Annotated in this window: 16 protein-coding genes; 11 read left to right on the top strand and 5 right to left on the bottom strand. The window is 67.4% G+C overall.

Annotated elements, in window-relative coordinates:
• Positions 1-394 precede the first annotated feature (394 nt).
• Positions 395-1,633, bottom strand: coding sequence for an IS701 family transposase (locus tag M2302_RS28995; protein ID WP_280840996.1), 1,239 nt, complete (start codon positions 1,631-1,633; stop codon positions 395-397).
• Positions 1,634-1,889: 256 nt separating this feature from the next.
• Here M2302_RS28995 and M2302_RS33210 point away from each other — a divergent pair, with 256 nt between their 5' ends.
• Positions 1,890-2,849, top strand: a complete 960-nt coding sequence (locus M2302_RS33210) for a DUF2637 domain-containing protein (protein WP_348529476.1) — start codon at positions 1,890-1,892, stop codon at positions 2,847-2,849.
• Positions 2,850-2,968: 119 nt separating this feature from the next.
• The gene (locus M2302_RS28985; protein ID WP_280840995.1) at positions 2,969-3,298 is read left to right on the top strand and encodes a hypothetical protein; all 330 of its coding nucleotides are present in this window, start codon (positions 2,969-2,971) and stop codon (positions 3,296-3,298) included.
• Here M2302_RS28985 and M2302_RS28980 read toward each other — a convergent pair.
• Positions 3,295-3,702: an NUDIX domain-containing protein gene (locus M2302_RS28980; protein ID WP_280840994.1), complete on the bottom strand. Its 408-nt coding sequence runs from the start codon at positions 3,700-3,702 to the stop codon at positions 3,295-3,297. The two genes, M2302_RS28985 and M2302_RS28980, sit on opposite strands and share 4 nt — an antisense overlap.
• A gap of 324 nt (positions 3,703-4,026) precedes the next feature.
• Here M2302_RS28980 and M2302_RS28975 point away from each other — a divergent pair, with 324 nt between their 5' ends.
• From M2302_RS28975 to M2302_RS28945, 7 genes are all read left to right on the top strand, one after another.
• On the top strand, positions 4,027-4,779 hold the full coding sequence (locus M2302_RS28975; protein ID WP_280841023.1) for a trypsin-like serine protease: 753 nt from the start codon (positions 4,027-4,029) through the stop codon (positions 4,777-4,779).
• Between the two features lie 390 nt (positions 4,780-5,169).
• Positions 5,170-6,435: an SdrD B-like domain-containing protein gene (locus tag M2302_RS28970; protein ID WP_280840993.1), complete on the top strand. Its 1,266-nt coding sequence runs from the start codon at positions 5,170-5,172 to the stop codon at positions 6,433-6,435.
• A gap of 532 nt (positions 6,436-6,967) precedes the next feature.
• On the top strand, positions 6,968-7,912 hold the full coding sequence (locus tag M2302_RS28965) for a hypothetical protein (protein WP_280840992.1): 945 nt from the start codon (positions 6,968-6,970) through the stop codon (positions 7,910-7,912).
• Positions 7,913-8,151: 239 nt separating this feature from the next.
• The gene (locus M2302_RS28960; RefSeq protein ID WP_280840991.1) at positions 8,152-8,646 is read left to right on the top strand and encodes an SMI1/KNR4 family protein; all 495 of its coding nucleotides are present in this window, start codon (positions 8,152-8,154) and stop codon (positions 8,644-8,646) included.
• 548 nt (positions 8,647-9,194) lie between these two features.
• A complete protein-coding gene (locus tag M2302_RS28955) occupies positions 9,195-9,788 on the top strand; it encodes a hypothetical protein (RefSeq protein WP_280840990.1) in 594 nt (197 codons plus the stop codon).
• A gap of 581 nt (positions 9,789-10,369) precedes the next feature.
• Positions 10,370-10,993 (top strand): hypothetical protein, encoded by a 624-nt coding sequence (locus M2302_RS28950; protein ID WP_280840989.1) that lies wholly within the window; start codon positions 10,370-10,372, stop codon positions 10,991-10,993.
• Positions 10,994-11,675: 682 nt separating this feature from the next.
• A complete protein-coding gene (locus M2302_RS28945) occupies positions 11,676-12,185 on the top strand; it encodes a hypothetical protein (protein WP_280840988.1) in 510 nt (169 codons plus the stop codon).
• Between the two features lie 66 nt (positions 12,186-12,251).
• Here M2302_RS28945 and M2302_RS28940 read toward each other — a convergent pair whose 3' ends face one another.
• Positions 12,252-12,557, bottom strand: coding sequence for a hypothetical protein (locus M2302_RS28940; protein WP_280840987.1), 306 nt, complete (start codon positions 12,555-12,557; stop codon positions 12,252-12,254).
• 852 nt (positions 12,558-13,409) lie between these two features.
• On the opposite strand from M2302_RS28940, the gene M2302_RS28935 reads away from it, so the two are divergent.
• Complete coding sequence (locus tag M2302_RS28935) at positions 13,410-14,255, top strand: hypothetical protein (RefSeq protein ID WP_280840986.1); 846 nt, start codon at positions 13,410-13,412, stop codon at positions 14,253-14,255.
• A gap of 870 nt (positions 14,256-15,125) precedes the next feature.
• Here the strand turns inward: M2302_RS28935 and M2302_RS28930 are convergent.
• A complete protein-coding gene (locus M2302_RS28930; protein ID WP_210774947.1) occupies positions 15,126-15,470 on the bottom strand; it encodes a hypothetical protein in 345 nt (114 codons plus the stop codon).
• 399 nt (positions 15,471-15,869) lie between these two features.
• Complete coding sequence (locus tag M2302_RS28925; protein ID WP_280840985.1) at positions 15,870-16,847, bottom strand: hypothetical protein; 978 nt, start codon at positions 16,845-16,847, stop codon at positions 15,870-15,872.
• Between the two features lie 110 nt (positions 16,848-16,957).
• On the opposite strand from M2302_RS28925, the gene M2302_RS28920 reads away from it, so the two are divergent.
• A partial coding sequence (locus tag M2302_RS28920; protein WP_280840984.1) for a helix-turn-helix domain-containing protein occupies positions 16,958-17,463 on the top strand: 506 nt, incomplete at its 3' end.

Raw genomic sequence — 17,463 nt, 5'->3', positions numbered from 1 at the left:
GGCCTCCTGGCATTCCAGCATCTTGGCTGCGTACTCGCTGTCGCCCTTCGCCCTGTGGCCGGCTTTCCCGACCTCCGACTACTACGGCGACTCCGCCCCCGGCCGGAACCGTCAGCAGACGGTGTGCCTGCCCCACCGGCACGGCCTGGCTGGCCGACAGGCGGGGCGGTCCCGGGTGGGTTCCCACGTTCACCACACGATCGTTCGTCGGGTTAGGTGCCCAGCTCTGCCCCTGCGACCTCGCCACAGCTACGCCGCAGACCTTCACCGTGGCCTCCCCGCCGACCAATACCAAACCGGCCAGGGAGTTGCCCGACACCAAACCGGTGTCGGGATACGCGCCGCAACCCAGCCCACATCCGCCAGGTTCGAGCTGGTGCCTAGTACTCCAACGTCAGTTCGCTTGTCTGCGCTGGTAGTGGGATCGCCGGGCGCGGGCTTGGGATGTTCGTCGCCAGATCGACCAGTGCAGGATGTGCTCTGGCGGTAGCGATGTGGCGAGGACGAAGGCGTTGAGGAGTCGGCGGATCTCGGCGACGGTCAACGCGATGATCTCCGGGCCAGGGTCGGGCTGCTGTGCGGTGGCGGCGAGGATGGTCAGGACGGCCAGGGCGAGCATGGCCAGGGTGATGAACCGGTGCCAGCCGGTCCAGCTGCGGACCTGGTAGTGGTCCAGGCCGATCTGGCCTTTGCCGGTCTGGAACAGCTCCTCGATGCTCCAGCGGGAACCGGCGACGGTGACGAGGGTGTGCAGCGGGACCGGGCGGGGTGACCAGCACAGGTAGTAGGCGAGCTCGCCGGTGGTGCGGTTGCGGCGGATGAGCAGCCACCGCTGCTCACCCCGGTTGGTGGCGGTGGTGATCCAGGCCCACAGGTAGTCGCGGGGTCCTTTCGCCCCTGGCCCGCAGCTGTGTTGCTGCCACTCGGTGGTGGGGATCCGCTCGGCGAGGTCGTCGACGCGGATGAGGGTGCGGCCGTCGTTGACGTGCACGCGTCGGTCGCAGCCGACCGCCAGGACATAACCCACGCCGCGTTGCTCCAGGTCTGCGCGCAGGCCGGGATCGGCGCCGTAGACCTCGTCGCCAGTCAACCAACCAGCCGGGACACCTGCGTCCAGCGCGGCGGCGATCATTTCCCGGGCCAGGGCCGGTTTCGTGGCGAACCCCACCTGGTCGGGGACGCCGGCGGCGGCGAGACGGTCGGGCTGCTGGCACCAGGTCGTCTCGGGCAGGTAGAGCCGGCGGTCGATCAGCGCCCGGCCGGTGGGTGAGACGTAGGCCAGGAACACCCCGACCTGGCTGTTCTCGACACGACCGGCGGTGCCCGTGTACTGCCGCTGCACCCCGACCGAGCACACGCCCTTCTTCAGGAAGCCGGTCTCGTCGGTGACCAACACCCCATCGGGATGGCCCAGCTGCTCGACCAGCCAGTCGCGCACGTCATCGCGGACGGCGTCGGCGTCCCACACCGCCTTGCGCAGCAGCCGCTGCATCGCCTGCGGATCATCGTGACCCGCCCGCTCTGCCAGGGACCAGCAGGTCTTACGTTCCACACCCGACAGCAGCCCCTCTACGAACTGCCCGGCGGTCCGACGTGGCTCCGCCCGCACGAACCGGCCAGCGACCCGCGTCACCGCCTCGTCCAGGATGACCCGCCACCGATCAAGGTCTACGCTATGGCCCGCGGCCACCGCACGATCTTCGGTTGTCCTCACAAACCATCGATGATCAACGCGGTGGCCGTCCTCATGCCCACGCCACGCCCAACGCCGGAACCAAGTGACGTTGGAGTACTAGTCTTGAGAGGCTTTACACGCTGGTTCCTCACGTACACCTTCCCGACTCGCTTGCCGGACCCGAGCCGTCTGGCAGTGCCAGCCCGTCCCGGCGTTGTCAGGGCCGCTTCCCACCCACACCCGGCACCTCCCGGGGCAGGCTGCCCTCAGCTACACCGCCCTGCTGCGACAGGAACGGCGGTGGTGGTCTTTCACCTCCACTCGATCGTGCAGCGCCTCGTGGCGCACGGTCAGCTACTGGCACATGGCCGGCGTCGCCGCCCGCTACGGCGAAACCGAAGCCGCCGCCGCCTACCTGCTGCCGCTGTCCGTCGACGGGCTCGTCGTAGTCGCCAGCGTCAGCCTCGTCGAAATCACCGGCCGTCTGCGCGCCACGCCACCGCGCCCTGCGGCTGCCCCCGGGCCGGCCGCAGCCAGCCACCAGTCGCGACCCGGCAACGCCACACCGGACGTTCCGCTTCCAGCCGAGACCGAGGCCGAGGCTGCGAGCGGCGGGACTGCTCTCCACCTTGCGACTCCCGTTATCCCGGGGCGGGCGCAGCGATCGCAACCCGTTGCGCCCGTCGCCGTAGCCGCCCACACGCGGCGCCTGCCCGAGTCGCCACCGGCCACCACACATTCGCGTCAGCAGCCTTATCGCAACGGCACGCACACGGGTGACGACAGGCGAGCGGCGCCAGCGGACGATGACCGCACCAGCGCCGAAGCCGCCGGACAGCGTGGCAGTGGTCAAGTGAGCGGTCACCATCCTGCCGACGCCCACCCGGGCCTGCACCCCGCCGCGGCGGGGGTAACCGATTCTGCCGCGCAGACACCCGGACAGCCCCTCGTGGACCCCACCGACCCGCAGCACCGGCCGGGTGAGGATGCGGTGCCGACGGACACCGCCGCAGCGGTGGCGTACTGGCACGGTCGCGATCCGACGCTGCACCCGTCGGAGATCGCTGCGCGGATCGGCCGGTCCGAACGCACCGTCCGCCGCTACTGGCCGCCACGGCCCCACAGCAGCGGGCCGCAAGTCAACGGTCCCCTCGCCGGCAGCCACAGCCGCTGACACCTCCACCCCGGCCGATGCTCTCACCGATGACCTGATGTGCTGCGCGGCTCCTGCCGCCGGCCTCCATGCGGCCAGGCCATCGCCAGACAGGAGTGTTTGGTAGCGGCCCGAGCGGCGTGCTCGACGCCAAGGGCCGGGTCTTCTTTCTCTCGGAAAATTCCGCCGGGCGATGCGTGCGCTGGAGCAGACGGCCGATGCCTCCGAATCTTCGCCGTGGTGCCGGCGTACGGGTCAACGTGCACAGCCAGGTACAGCTGAACGTGCACAGCGTCGTGCAGATGGCGGCGCACGTCCGAGCCTTCGACCGCCCGCGAGCCAGCCAGCGGATTCAGCGAGACCCGCAGGAACGGGCGGGCGGCATCGTGACGTCCCGTTACCAGCGAGTCGGCATTGACCGTATGGCGCATCCGCTTCTGCGGATGAGCGGACGGGTTCGTAGTGGCTAATCGGTTGCGACCTGGACGGCGCTCAGGATGCTCGACAGGCTGGCCGGGTGGGCCATCTTCAGGTCTGCGAGATCGCTGGGCCGAAACCAGCGAAGATCGTCGTGCTCCTCGGGTGCGGCGTTGCCAGGTTCCCCTTCCCAGCGCGTGACGAGGAACGCGTGCATGTCGAGGGTGGGGTCACTGACCGTCATCGGAATGGGTAGAGGGTCGTGGACGTGGACACCGAGTTCTTCGAGGCATTCCCGACTGACGGCCTGGTAAGGCAACTCGCCCGACTCGACATGTCCGCCGACGAGATCCCAGCAGTCGGGATACCACCGGCGCGATGGATGGCGATGCACCAGGAGCACGAGACCGTCGCGCACAAGTGCAGCGACCGAGTTCTTTCCGCTTCCTACTCGCACGGATCAAACGGCTTGCTGCCTCGTCGCTGCCTCCCCTCGCCGCCTCAGACCACGCCAGTTCTTTGTGCCCCGGCGCCGCCGCGCGCTCTACACGTAACGACGATCATCGGTTCGGCGCTCTGCAAACGGACAGATCCGTTCCTGTCCCGCCCGGAATGATCCGGCGCGCCCTTCTGACGTGAGGATTTCATGTCTCGACACCGGCAACGACGCCGCAAGCTGTTCAGCGCATCCGCGGGGAATGCGCTGACCGCCACCACCAACGAGCAGAGGCCCCGGACCCGGCGAAAGGGCTTGGCCCTTGCCGCGCTGGGACTGTCCGCCATGGTTGCTGTGCCTGGCGTCGCAAACGCCATCGCAAACGGCACTCCCGTGGCTGATGGTCAGTACCAGTTTTCCACGAAGCTGACCATGACCAACATTCCGCGCGCCGACGGCTCCGTCTACGACAGTGCCTGCTCCGGCGCGCTGATTGCTCCGCAGTGGATCATTACCGCCGGGCACTGCTTCCACGACACCGCCGGCAGAAAGGTCAGCGGCCCCGTGCCGTACGCGACCACCGCGACTGTCGGACGCACGGACATGGCCGCCACCAACGGCCACGTCGTCGACGTGGTTGAGGTGCGGCAGGCATCGCGCCACGACGTGGCGCTGGCCAAGCTCGCAACGCCGATCACGGACATCACGCCGCTGTCGATCAGTGCCAGTTCACCGAAGACCGGCACCGCCCTGCGGATGACCGGCTGGGGCGCCACCAGTTCCGTCAACCCCACGCCCGCAACCCACCTGCAGACCGGCCAGTTCAAGATCACCCGAGTTGCCGGTTCCTCCGCCATGGTGGTCGGCTACGCGCCGGCGGCCGACACCAGCGCGTGCCTCTGGGACTCCGGCGCTCCGTACTTCACCGAGAACACCGACGGCACTCAGACGCTGGTCTCAGTCGAATCCGACGGGCCGTCGTGCCCGCACTCCCAGGAGGAGACCACGGCGCGGGTGGACCGGATCGCCGACTGGATCCAGCAGACCAGCGGCGCCACGGTCGTTGAAGCAGGGGCGGCTGGCGGCAAGACTCGATGACCCAGCGCTGAGCGTGAGGACATATCGGCGCTTGTGCCTACCGGCACGCGCTAAACCGCGCGGACCCGACTAGCAACGGGGACGTCTCCCCGCCGAAGGGCTGCGGCGGTGTCCGGCTTTCTGGTCCGGACACCGCCGCCGCCATCTCTCCTGGTACGCGGCCCGAGCGCCCAGGCCTGCCACCCAAGAATCGTGCAGAGCCTGCGGCACAACCAGACCGCCGTGACAGCGAACGCCTACAGCGAGGTCACCCAGGAGGCGAGGAAGACCACACTCAAGCGCATCGGCAGGACATGTAACGAAGATCATCGCTCACACGCAATCCACCTTGGACAGACGGATTCCTGTCCCGGCCGGAACGATCCGGCGCGCCCACGACGTAAGGATGCTATGTCTCTGCACAAGCAACGACGTCTCCAGCTGGCCGGCGCACTCGCGGGGAGTGCACTGACCATCACCACCATCGGACTGCCCACCGCCGCGAACGCGGCCCCACGCCAGACTGACCTCGTGGTCAGCGCCAGCGCCGACCCGGCCGAGGTCGTCGACAGCGGCGACTGGAGCACCCTCACGGTAGACATCCGCAACGACGGCAGGCAGACCAGCGACCCGGTCACCTTGTCGTTCGCTCTTCCGGCCGGCGTCGTCTTCGTCGGCGATGGCTACGTGATCCCGGAGAGCTGGGAATGCGACCTCTTCGGCACGGTCACCTGCACCACCGTGCCGATCCCCGCGAAGTCCGCGGCCGAGCCGCTCAGCATCCCGGTCAGGGTCGCCGCCGGCACTGCCGGTGACGTGCTCACCATGAGCGCCACCGCCAGCGGAGGCAGCGAGTCGTCGCTTGCCAACAACACCGGGACGGCAACCCTCCGCTACATTCCCGCCACCGTCGACCTCGGCTTCACCGGCACCGGCCAGCCGACGGAGCACCAGAGGCTCAACGGGGAGGTCGTCGGCTTCACGACCTTCGTGGAGAACACCGGGCGGGCGAAGTCGGGTGAAGTAGCGCTCACCGTGCCGCTCCCTGCCGGCCTGGTCCCATACAGCGCATCCGGCGACGGCTGGACCTGCGCCTACGGCGACACGGCCGCCGACGGGCTGCCGGGCTACCGCTGCACCTACGCCCCGCTCTGGGCCGACCAGACGAGCAACATCCTCACTGTGGCCGCCAAGGTCTCCGGGGCGCAGCCCGGCACCGTCCTCGACATGGTCGCCACCGTGTCCAACCCGGTGCCGGACGTCAATCCCGACAATGACACGCTGCGGACCCGGGTCACCGTCGTCGAGCCGGTCACCATCCGGGGCACCGTCTGGGTAGACAGCGACCAGGACGGCGTAAGGGACGAGGGCGAGCCCGGTGCCGCCACTGCAAGCATCGTCGGGATCCAGCTCGAACCGCAGGTAGTCGGACAGCCGGGCGCCACCGCAACCGTCAACCCCGACGGCACATACGTCGCCCAGGCGCGGCCAGGCACGTACCGGGTCCGGTTCGCCGTACGGAACCCCTACATCTACATCGACTCGGCCGACTCCGACCTGGTGTACTACGACAACATCTCCAACAGCTCAGGTACCAGGTATGGCTACAGCGACTGGATGAGGCTCGCGGGCGGTGAGGAGGCCGCAGTCGACGCCGGAGTCCTCTCGTACTTCTAGTGACATCTCGACACTTGGTAGTGGGCCCCGGTCCCGGGAATGCCCGGGGCCTGGGCTCCAGACAGGCACGGGGCCCAGTTGGGCTAGGCGTTTGGTCCGCTCGATTGAAGTAAAAATGTGATGTCAACCTGCCTGGCTATCCATCCGTTCTGACTTCTCGTTTTACAAGGCGCTTCCGGCGAGAGTCGTAGCGTCCGCTGACGTCCACTGGGTTCGGGCCGGAGGCGAGATCCGTACGCAAGCGTCCGGCCTCGGCCGCCAGCGTTGATGTCAAGGACTGATGTCACGTTGCCCCTGCGGCCATCGCTCGGCCGACCAATGGCCTGCCACGGTGGCTCTCACGCCTGGCCATCGGTAGGCCGTAGCCTTCGGTCATGCCGCCGTGCCTTGACGTGTATGTATGGGTCCCCGGCTGCGAGCCGGAGGTGTTCCGGGCCTTCGTCGACCGGTACGTCGACGTCGATGATCCCGGCGATGAGCGGGCTGCGTTCGTTCATGCGGACCTACATCGCGGGATCGCCCTGCAGCGGGGATGCAGAAGTACTTCGGTACGTGGCGTCGGCGTCCGCGAACGTCCGCCCTTGCTCGCCGGTTTGGCTGCTTACTTGGCTGCTCGGCAGATCCCCGACGCCTCTATGCGATCATCGCCAGCACACGGCGCGGGACACGCGCGGATCGACCACGGGGGAAGCTTGTCGTGATCCGGAGAAGAGGGTTCATTCAACTGGTCGCCAGCGGCATGCTGACGTCGGCCGCCGGATGTGACTCGGCCGACGAGCCGACGAGCCGGCCGACCGACGAGCCGGACCCCCTAGCGGAGGTGCGGGCCGCCGCCGGCCGGACCGCCTCTGTGTCGACGCGCACGACGATGAGCGTGCCGGGTCTCGAGGTCGACGGCGAGGTCGACCCGGTGGGCAGGACACTGGCCCTGACGATCTCCACCGTGCTGGACGGCGAGACGACAAAGCAGCGCGTGCGGGTGCTCGGCGACGACGCGTACCTGATGTTGGGCAAGACGTACATGCCGACCATCGACGCCACGAAGTACATCCCGTTTGCGGCCTCCAGCTTCGCCTCCGCATCGGTGGTCCACCTGGCGGATCCGTTCGACCCAGCCGGTCTCAAGGGGCTGGCCCCCGCTCTCGTCGATGCCCGACGTTCGGCCGCCGACCAGTACGCCGGCACCTTGGACCTCGCCAGCGCGCCCACCGGGACGTCCCGGGGACTCCTGCCCGCCGACGCCGATCAGGTACGCGCTGCCGGGGACGTGCTGCGGGCCATCCCGTACGAGGCGACCGTCGATGGTCAGGGCTACCTGACCTCCATGACCGTCAAGGTTCCGGCCTTCGGCTCGGTTCCGGCATACGTCAGCACCGCCCGGTTCTCGGCCTTCGGCCGACCGGTCCGGGTAGCCAGGCCGGCTGCAGAGGAGATGACCGACGTACCGGAGAATATTCGGCGGCTGCTCACGAGGTGACTAGGTGCGCGACTCTGATCTGGCCTGCTTACAAGTGGCCCGCCGGGGACTCGAACCCTGAACCCCTCTGGCGTCCTCCTGATTGACTCCAATAGGGCGGATCGGCCGCCTGACCTCGGCGAGTTCTTCTGCTGCCTTACAGCGGTTGACAGCCCTTGTCGGCGTCACTTGTGCCCGCCTTGTGCCCGACGATCTTGCCGAGGCGACTTGAACTGAGGCCAACCGACTACCGTCGACCCGTGCTCGATCCCGCAACTGTCTTCGACGCATCCGGCCCGCTGGAGGACCCCCTCACCGACGAGGTCCTGCGGGCGGTGGAGGCGCAGCTTGGGCACCAGCTGCCCACCGTGTACGTCGATCTGTCCCGTCGACACAACGGCGGCTCCTTCGCCCGCGACGCCCACCCTGCACCCAGCCGAACCTCCTGGGCTGAGGACCACGTCAGCGTGTACACACTGGCGGCGATCGGTCGAACTTCTCGGTTCAGCCTCTGCGGCGAGCTCGGCAGCGCGTTCTGGGTAGCGGAATGGGGCTACCCCGACATCGGCATCTACATCGCCGACTGCCCGTCGGCGGGTCACGACATGATCGCCCTCGACTACCGCTCGCCCGGTGAGCCGGCCGTCGTACACGTCGACCAGGAGTGGAACTACCAGATCACGGTCCTCGCCCCCGACTTCGCGACCTTCGTGACAGGCCTCGTCGACGAATTCGAGTACGACGTGGACGACTGACTCCCGCGATACGAGTCGGTCCTCCTGCGCTGGTCCAGCGTTCGGTCCTCGTGCCCTACATGGTGTTTCAGTCCGCGATCGTCCGCCCATGCCCGCGGCCATGCCCGCGCGCCTGGCTGCTCGTTCGAGCTTGCTTCGAGCACGACGTTCGGGGGCCGCTGGCTAACGGACCGGCAGTCCCACGCTTTCGAGGTCTGCGACACGACGTTCAGCCTCCACCGACTGGGGCCATGAGCAGGGCGGGAGACCTGGTCCGGCCTCCGCCGGACGGCCTCGTACGTTGATGAAAGAGACCACAGATGAGACCAGCAGAGCCAGAGCCGGCGTGAGCAGCACCCAGGCACGCTTTCCAAGTCTGCTCGGCCCCATACGCGCTTGATCGGGCCGGTTCGCCACCTAGGCCAACTCGGCCGGCCCTTCGTCTACGGTCGCCTCCGTACGCTGACGAACGAGACGACAAGTGAGACGAAGGCAGGACGGCGCCTCGGTGGCAACCGTCGATCTGGAGGTGGCCAGTGACCAAGTGGAGCCCACGCCGACGTTGGGCGGTGGTCGTCGTGGTGACGGTGGTCGCGGTGGCCGCGGGTGTGGTCACGATCGCCTGGGTCCGGCGTACCGCGTCGCCTTGGCCGGCAATGGCTGGCACTCCGTATGAAATTCCAGTCAGATCGGATGGCTGCCCGGTCATCGAGGAGCGGCGCCAGTTCGTCGACGCCCATGGCCCGCTGGTGCCGCCCGGCGCCACGGAGGTGCTGCTGTGCACCACACCCACGGCACTGCCTGTCCAGCGTCCCGGGGTGGCGCACCCGCCGCGTCAGCGGGTGCTGCGTGCCGGGGCCGCCGATTTCGCCGCGCTGCTCAACCGACTACCCAACCGCAACGATGCCTGGCGGCAGTGGCAGCGGCGACACAGCGGCTGGTGGCCCGATGCCGCCCCAGAGCCGATGGGCGAGGCCTGCCCCTTGATCGGATACAGCCACGAGCACTCGTTTGTGCTGCGCTACCCGGACCGGCCACCAGTGCCGCTGATCTACACGTGTGGCGGCCAGGCGGGCGGCCTCACGTCGGGCACTCGGACCCGGATGGATTACACCAAACCGCACCTGGTGGACGAGTTCCTGAGCCGCTTCCAGCAGCAGTAGCCCATCGGTCCGAGGCATGCCGCAACTGCTCGGCTGGACGGCGTCGGGACAGGCCGATGTGTGCTGGGTTGGAGCGCCCCGGAAAGAGACGGCCCCGTCGGGGGGATGCGGACCGGAGTTGCCGGCTGCTGCGGACCTGTATCGGATCATGCCGAAGAGCAGTTGAGCGCCGTCGTCGTTCGGCGTTCGACACCGACCCGGATCAGGCGTCGTGCTGCCTTCTCGCTGCCTCGCTTGGCCCGGCCGAGCTCGGAGCGGCGTCTGTCCCCGCGCTCGTGCATACATCGCCGTCCAGCGTCGCTGCTGTCAACGCTGCTGTCATCGGGACCCAGGGCTATGCGTGAGGACGCGACACGCTAAAGCCCCAGCGGAATAAGGGATCGCGTCACCTGCCCCGCTCGATAGGCGCTCATGAAGCGCCGAGCACTGCTCGCATGATCACGCCGTGGGGGTTCCGCCGAAGGGCACACGTCCGACCCCCCGGCGGCGATCGTGAATTGTCAGAAGCCATTGGGGAATTTTGTGAGCATTGCCACAATCTTCTTCCGTCCCCACCGACCGGACTTCGTTAGGGTCAGCCCGTGAAGATCAAACGGCGCACGATGTGGACGAAGAGAGGCAAGACCCGTCGTTCGGCCGAGATGGCTGCGGCGATGGCAGCGGTGCTGCTCGCCGGCTCGGCCTGCGGCAGTGATGACGGGCAGCAGCCGGACTCTGCGGCTGCCTGGAAAGCGCCAACCTCGAGGGCGCCGCAGGCCAGTGCACCGGCTCGGCTCGCGGAGATCACCTCGGCTTGCAAGCTGCTGCCCGCCAAAGTGACCGTGAAGGTTCTCGGTGGGTCGGCCGACACGAAGCTGAGCGCCAAGGAGGAGCCGATCGACGAAACCGCGACAAAGCGTACGTATTCCTGTGCCTACGGCCGGGGCGGCCAGGAAGCGTTTTCCTTTATCGTGCAGGTCAGGCCGGATCGGGCCGACACCGCCCGCGAGTCGATCGACGCCATCGCCAACGGGAGCGGCGGGAAGACGGCCAGGATCGAAGATCTGGGTACGGACGCCGTTACCTTCGAGAGCGACGGCGCTCGGGTGCTGGCCGTCGCCGTGCCCTACGAGGAGGAGTTGCGACTGCTCGTGTTCACTGGCCCAACGATCGTGCCGCAAAGCAAGTTTACCGAACTCGCCCAGCACGTCATCCCCCAGATCTGAGTGCCAGGGGCACCTACGCCGAGGAGTTGGGCAGCGAGAGCCCGGTGCGGCATTGCAGGGAGCTGCACCAGCGGGTGTCGGTGTGCGTATGGTCCAGTACATCCACGCGGTATTGCGCAACGCCCTAAAGAATGCCGTCCGCGAGGAGTTGCTGGCCCGCAACGTGGCCAAGCTGGTCCAGGCCGAGACGACACCCCGCCGCACATCACCCAGGCGAGGTCGCTGGCCACTCCCACGTCGATGTCACGATGATGATCTACGCGCACACTGGGATGGCGAACAGACGGAGGCTCTGCGCAGGCCGGGCGAGGCGTTCGGCCCGGTCGACTGCTGTCAGAAATGGATGTCACCCACCCGCCCGCCGGCCCTTGACAGGGATGCCGGGTGGGTTTTGGCTGTTGAAGGTCTGGAGCCCCGGCCGGGATCGAACCGGCGACATCTCGCTTACAAGGCGCTTCCGGCAAAGGTCGCAGCGTCTGCTGGCGTCCACCGCGTTCAGGTCGGAGGCAACGCCCGTCCGTGCTCGTCCGGCCTTGGCCGTCACCGTTGATGTCAACCACTGATGTCAGGTCCCGCTGCTGCCGTTCCGCGTCGAGCGGAGGCGAATCGGATCGACGCGGGAGAACGTGGCTACGGAGTCCAAGTGATCCGGGGCTGCACGCCGCCCTGTTAGCGTCGATCGGTGCCCGCCACCGTATCGGTGTCCCCTCAGCCCACCCCTCGTACTCGTCGGCTGGGCCTGGGACTGGTCTGGCTGGCGACCGCTCTGGCCGGGACGACGGTAGTGGTGACCGGAGTGCTCCTCGCCCGGATGGACGAGATCTTCGCCTCGGCGGTGTCGCAGGGCCGCGCGCTCCCCTTCACCGGCGAGGCCAGTGAACAGTCCATGCTGCCGTTCGTGCTCGGGTGCGCCCTGACCGCCCTCTTCCTCACCACCGCAGCGCTGGGTTACCTGCTCCGAGGGTGGGCCTACCACAGCGAGCACATCGGCCTGGCGCTTCCCGCTGCCGCGCTGATCATCGTGATCGTCCTGTGCACACCGCTCGTCGCGCCAATCGAGCTCGCCCGCGAGCAGTACACCCACGACCTCTACGGGTGGTGGTACTTCCCCTTCCTCATTGCCACCGTGACCTGTCACCTGGGCTGCCTCCTCGCCGCGGCGGTGGTCCTGTCTCGCACGCGATCAACCTGAGAGAGCCGCCGAGACTTACGGCGAGACCTTCGCCGAGCAAAGGACGACCCCGTCGGGGGGATACGGTTACAGGCTGCTGACGGGTGCTGGACAGTACCAACCGAAGTCGGCATGCAGCCCGCGGCCAACATCCCGTGACATCCCGGACTGACGCTGATCGAGGCTTGCGCTGCCTTCTTGCTGCTTCGCCTCCCCCCTCTGTCGGCGTTGCTGATGCTGTTGAATCTGCTTCTCTAGCAGCGCTAGGCGGGCCTGGATGTCGGCCAGTTGCACTGCTGCATGCCGCGCGCGCACGTGCAGGTCGTCCAGGTCCCTGCTGAGTTGGTCCTCGGCGTGTTCTTCGACCGGAGGGGGCATCTCGGCGGTCGTCATTTCTGTTCTCCCCATGATCGAGCAATCGGCGAGGGCGGCTGGCTGCGGACACCGTACCCAGGCCTCTGACCAGGAAAACCACCTTCCCGTGCACCGCATCCGCAGCGCCCGCCGTGACGGCCCGTCTTCGTGCCGGGTCAGTTGATGGCGGATGACGGATACATGTCAGAGCAGGACGCACCCCCATCCGGGCTCTCACCTGAAATCCGGCATGCCGGAATTCGAAGGATGTAACGCACACCGGACGCCGGACGCATGTCAAGGTGGAAGGCCGGGTGCGGCCTCCACGACCGGGCGGGACTCGCCCCGACCCCCCGCAGCCCCGCCCGGTCCCAAGTCCGAACAACACACCAGGACGCCGTCGGAGGGCATCCCATGATGGCTAGATCGACACGCCGCACCGCGCCGCCGCTGTGGCCCGACCGCCGGGATGCGGTGGCACTGCCTCCGGCCTGGAATCAGCCAACCCAGCCTCTCCCGCTGCAACGGCAGCACACCCGAGAGTGGTCGCCGTACGTCACATTTAGCGGCATCATCGGGCTGGTTACCTTCTTCGCCATCCTCCTGGCTGTGCTGGCCCGCTAATCGGGACCCTGACAGAGGTGCAGCTGGCACGGGCGAGGCGAGGATGGCCGCCCGTGCCATACCTACAGGCGGTCCCGAACCTATGGATTGCCGGCAAGTCGGTTGCTGGCGGCTGCGTGCGCAGGTCACAAGCTCTGGCCGGCTGGGCTCAGGCTCCAGCGATTGGGTGGGTTGCTGTACTTCTGCGCTGTACGGCAATCAGGTCGGGACGAGGCTTCGACCCCCGCTGGGGGAGCCGGACACATGCCGTCGGGTAAGGATGTCCCGGTGGCTGTTGCGAGTGCCGTCGACCGGCTTCAGTGGCGGGGCTGGCTGCTGGTTGCTGATTGCGCCGCAGTCGTCTCGATCGCGCCATGGCATCGAACGGGTTGGTCTGGGGCGTGCTTCGGCCTCGTGGCGACGGCACTGCTGTGTGGGCCGCTCTTCGCCTGGCTGCTGTTGACACGCAAACCGCGGTGGGGCCTACCGGTCGGAGCGGCGCTGCTTGGTGTGCTGGCTGCGGTGTACCTGACGTCGCAGGTCTTCCTGGCCGGGCCAGTCCGGCCCCCGATGGCCGACTGGGGCATCCCGTTCGTGGTGCTTGCTGGCGCTACGTGCTTCGTGGCCGGCGCGTGGCAGAAGTATGCGCCGCGCTCAACGGCTAGCGTGTCGCCGCCCGCTGATAAAGATCCGGAGCGCAGGCGGTGGCGTGCAGGTTTTGGCACCGCTGCCCTACTGGCGACAGCCGTCTTTTTCGCGTGGGCCGCCTACCAGCTCGCTCTCGGCGACGGCGCGGAGCCCGAGGCGAAGGTGGAGCCCTACCGTGCGGAGGTACTGCCGCTGCCTGACGGGTGGACGGTCCTCGACGAGGAGGAAAGTTGCGGAAGCGGCGGCTGCTACGGGCTGACGCTCACAGTGACTCGTAAGAGATCTGGCGCTGATCCCGCTGGCGAGCTACGCAGGCAGCTCCACGACCACGGCTGGTCTAAGGAGTGCGAGCCTGTCGGCGGTTTCCTGCGAGTCCTCGGCTTCGTCGACTGGGGCGGTCATTGCGTCTCGGTCGAAGCGGTAAACCCCACCACAGCGAAGATCGGGATCCATGTCCACGCGGGGTGGCCGAAGAGGCAAGCGTAATCCGGTAGTACCCGCAGCGTTGCTGCCGACCGTTCCACGCCGGGCCCTTCCGGTCCAGGAAGTGCCTGGTTGAGGTGCCCCGGCCGGGATCCCGGCAACATCTCGCTTACAAGTTCTGGGCGCTTCGTCCCGCAGCGTCCGTCCACGTACGCCACCCCGGGTGACGGTCCGCGCTCGGCCGCCGGCGGCTGTCCTCGTCCCGGCTCGTTGCTGTCACCGTTGCTGTCGACAGCTACCCCGCGTCGCGAGCCGGGCACGCCGCTCCATTCGCCACCCAACGAACCCGTAGGCCAGGAGAGGGAACGCGACCAGGAGAAAGCTGCCGCCCGCAGCGAGGAGCCACGGCAGGGTTCGATCCCACTCTGTCCGGTCGACGACCGGGTCACCCCATGGCGGTTGGGGCTCCAGGAACGCGGGAGCACAGCACAGGACCACGGCAGCTGAGACAAGCATCAGGGTGCCGGCGACGAGCGTGAGGCGAGGCCGGGGCACATCTGCATGCTCGCAGAATCCGGCGTACAGGTCGACTCGTCCGTCGCCCACCAGGCCAATCGCTGTCAAATGGCGGCTGGCCTGCCGTTTCTTCGGTGTTGCGGGGTCGTCGTCGGTCATCTTTGGTCGGCGTTTTACGGCCCGTTGACGGCCCAGACGGCCCAGAGACGGCCCGGCACGTCAGTTTGAAAGGTGCCTAACCTCAGCTTGGGAATCGGGTTGATCCGCACGGTGGGTAGTCGGGCTGCCTGGCGAGTGAGCACGGAATGTTCAGCTTGCAGCTGCCGGGGTGCCGCTGTGGGCCGATGTTGACCGCTACATCGGGCACGCATCGGGCACGGCGGCCGCTTCGGTTCGAACTCCCATCGTCAGCGTTGGTCAGTTTCCGTATCCCGGCAACCAGGGCAGCGAATCGACCTCGTCCGCTCGCCCCTGCAAGACCATCCTGAACAGGTCCAGCATCCCGGCCCGCGAGTAGCCCTCCATGTGCAGCGGGCCGCGGGCTTCGTCGTGATCCTCCCAGATCACAAGCCCTCGGCTTCCCTCGAACGCCGACACGCTGTACCCAGCCTCGTTATCGCTGATCCACACGTCAGGGTGCTCCGGGTCGTCGGCCTCTAGCTCCTCAAGCAGATCCGCGAGCTGGTCAATCGAAGAAACCTCCTCGCTGCTTCCCCAACGATGCTGGATCGAGCAGCGAGACGCACTCGGAACGTCAGCCATAGCAGCGATCCTCGCCTACGCCGAGAGTGCGACCTGCCCCGGTGCCAACCGCATAGACCCTGACCCTTCGGTGTGAAGGAGCCACTAGCCGTCGATGAGCTGCGGCAGCAGCAGGGCTGAGCTGTCCGAACGGTCCACCGGAGTCCATGGACGTCCGGCGTTGCCCGCGCCCGTCGTCACCCAGTTGGTCACCCAGCTCGGGTGTCAGACGTTGAAGCGGAACCTAGAGCGGCTGTCCCGCCACCAGCGGGAACGGCGCGCACCGTCTGCTCGCACGGCGTCTCAGGCCGCCATCGCTCAGGGTTAACTGACGTTTTTTCACGGCGTCTTGTGCCCCATGTGCGCCTCAGAGCGTGGTCAGCCGCGCGGAGGGCTGGGAGCATCCTCGTCGTGATATCTCTACCTCAGCCCGACGACCTCACGTCGCTGGTTCTCCGTACGGACTTCGCCGACGACACTGCGTGGGAAGCCCTGAAGACGGCCTTGCACACCTGGGAGGGCCACGACAGCGCAACCTGCGTTAGCGACCCGAACTACGCGAGCCTGAGCCTTCAAGATCTGGTCGACGCGGACAACGCCGCGAGCCACGACGATAAGCTGATTTACCTTTTCCTCGCCGATGCGACCACGATGACCGACGTCGAACGTCCGCTGCTCGCCGTCGATTTGGCCCACGAGCCCGGCCGCACCTTCCGGGTGCCACCCCGCTGGTTCGCGGACGTCTCGGCCAACCTCACCATCGCGAATCTGGACTTTGACGAGTTCGCTGACGCCGTCGACAGCTCCGGCACGTACCGGGGCCTCGACGGGGACTGAGCGCCCTGGCGATGGCCGTTGCCCGTCTCGCGCCATCTGACGGCCTCGCTCGACGCCGTCCCGCACGCCCGGCTGCCAGTCGACGACAGAACGCACCAAGTCGTCGATGAGGTCTGCGCGGGCGCGGCTGGCCAACCACTCGATGATCGAGCTTCCGCCAACCCTCAGCGTGATGGCCGGAGCGGCCACCATGAGATCCGGTTGTGCAGTCTCTTCCAGCCACGGCAGCACACTTCGCTGAACGGTTTCGCCGACAGCGGCCAACGTGCCAGGACGGTCGATCGGATCTAGAAGATCGATAATCCCGTCTTCGTACGACCCGTAGACGTAGCCGTTGGCCCGCCCGGCTACATAGCCGAGCGGATGGCCGACCAGCCAGTCGGAATCACGAAGCACGACAGCGGGATGCGCCTGCCGCCAACGCAGCAACCCACGGTCACGCACAACCAACTGCAAGCTGATCAGCAGTTGCTTGCCAGCCCTGTTACGCGTCGAGCCTTGAAGCACGATCTGCTCAACCCGCCCAGCCACGCTGCGCTCCAACGTCGTGGCCGAGGCCACCCACCGGAATCCGCACTGCGCTAGTGCTCTGACCACAAACGTTGGCGGTGTTGGTGACACGCCGGCCTGAGTGAAGGGCTGGGCCGGCGTGGGGCCGTCAGGCTGTCGGGGTGGCAGAGCCGGTTCGGGTACGTCGATTAAGTGATCAAGAGGGTCAGCGGCTGCAGCGTCTGGTGCGTCGGGGCACCGGCTCGGTGGTGCGGCTGCGGCGGGCGATGGTGGTGCTCGCCTCAGCTGGCGGGAACAGTGTGCCGGTCATCGCCCGGCTCGTGCAGGCCGACGAGGATTCCGTTCGGCAGGTGATCCACCGGTTCAACGAGATGGGCATGGCCAGCCTGGACCCTCAGTGGGCGGGTGGCCGTCCCCGCCGGATCAGTAGCGACGACGAGGCGTTCATCGTCGCGACGGCCAACACCCGTCCCGCGAAGCTGGGACGGCCGTTCACCTGCTGGAGCGTGCGCAAGCTCGCCGAATACCTCGCTGACAACCCCAATCGGAGGGTGATCATCGGGCGGGAACGACTACGGCAGGTGCTGCGCCGTCACCAGATCACCTTCCAACGCACGAAGACGTGGAAGGAGTCCACGGACCCCCAGCGGGAGCAGAAGCTGGCCCG

The sequence above is a fragment of the Micromonospora sp. A200 genome (assembly GCF_029893845.1).
GTDB lineage: Bacteria > Actinomycetota > Actinomycetes > Mycobacteriales > Micromonosporaceae > Micromonospora > Micromonospora purpureochromogenes.
This window is presented reverse-complemented; position numbering and strand designations above follow the sequence as displayed.

Coding starts and splice junctions, on each gene's coding strand:
- M2302_RS28940 (WP_280840987.1), bottom strand. CDS start 12,557: ATGACGACCGCCGAGATGCCCCCTCCGGTCGAAGAACACGCCGAGGAC.
- M2302_RS28975 (WP_280841023.1), top strand. CDS start 4,027: ATGGTTGCTGTGCCTGGCGTCGCAAACGCCATCGCAAACGGCACTCCC.
- M2302_RS28965 (WP_280840992.1), top strand. CDS start 6,968: ATGCAGAAGTACTTCGGTACGTGGCGTCGGCGTCCGCGAACGTCCGCC.
- M2302_RS28930 (WP_210774947.1), bottom strand. CDS start 15,470: ATGGCTGACGTTCCGAGTGCGTCTCGCTGCTCGATCCAGCATCGTTGG.
- M2302_RS28970 (WP_280840993.1), top strand. CDS start 5,170: ATGTCTCTGCACAAGCAACGACGTCTCCAGCTGGCCGGCGCACTCGCG.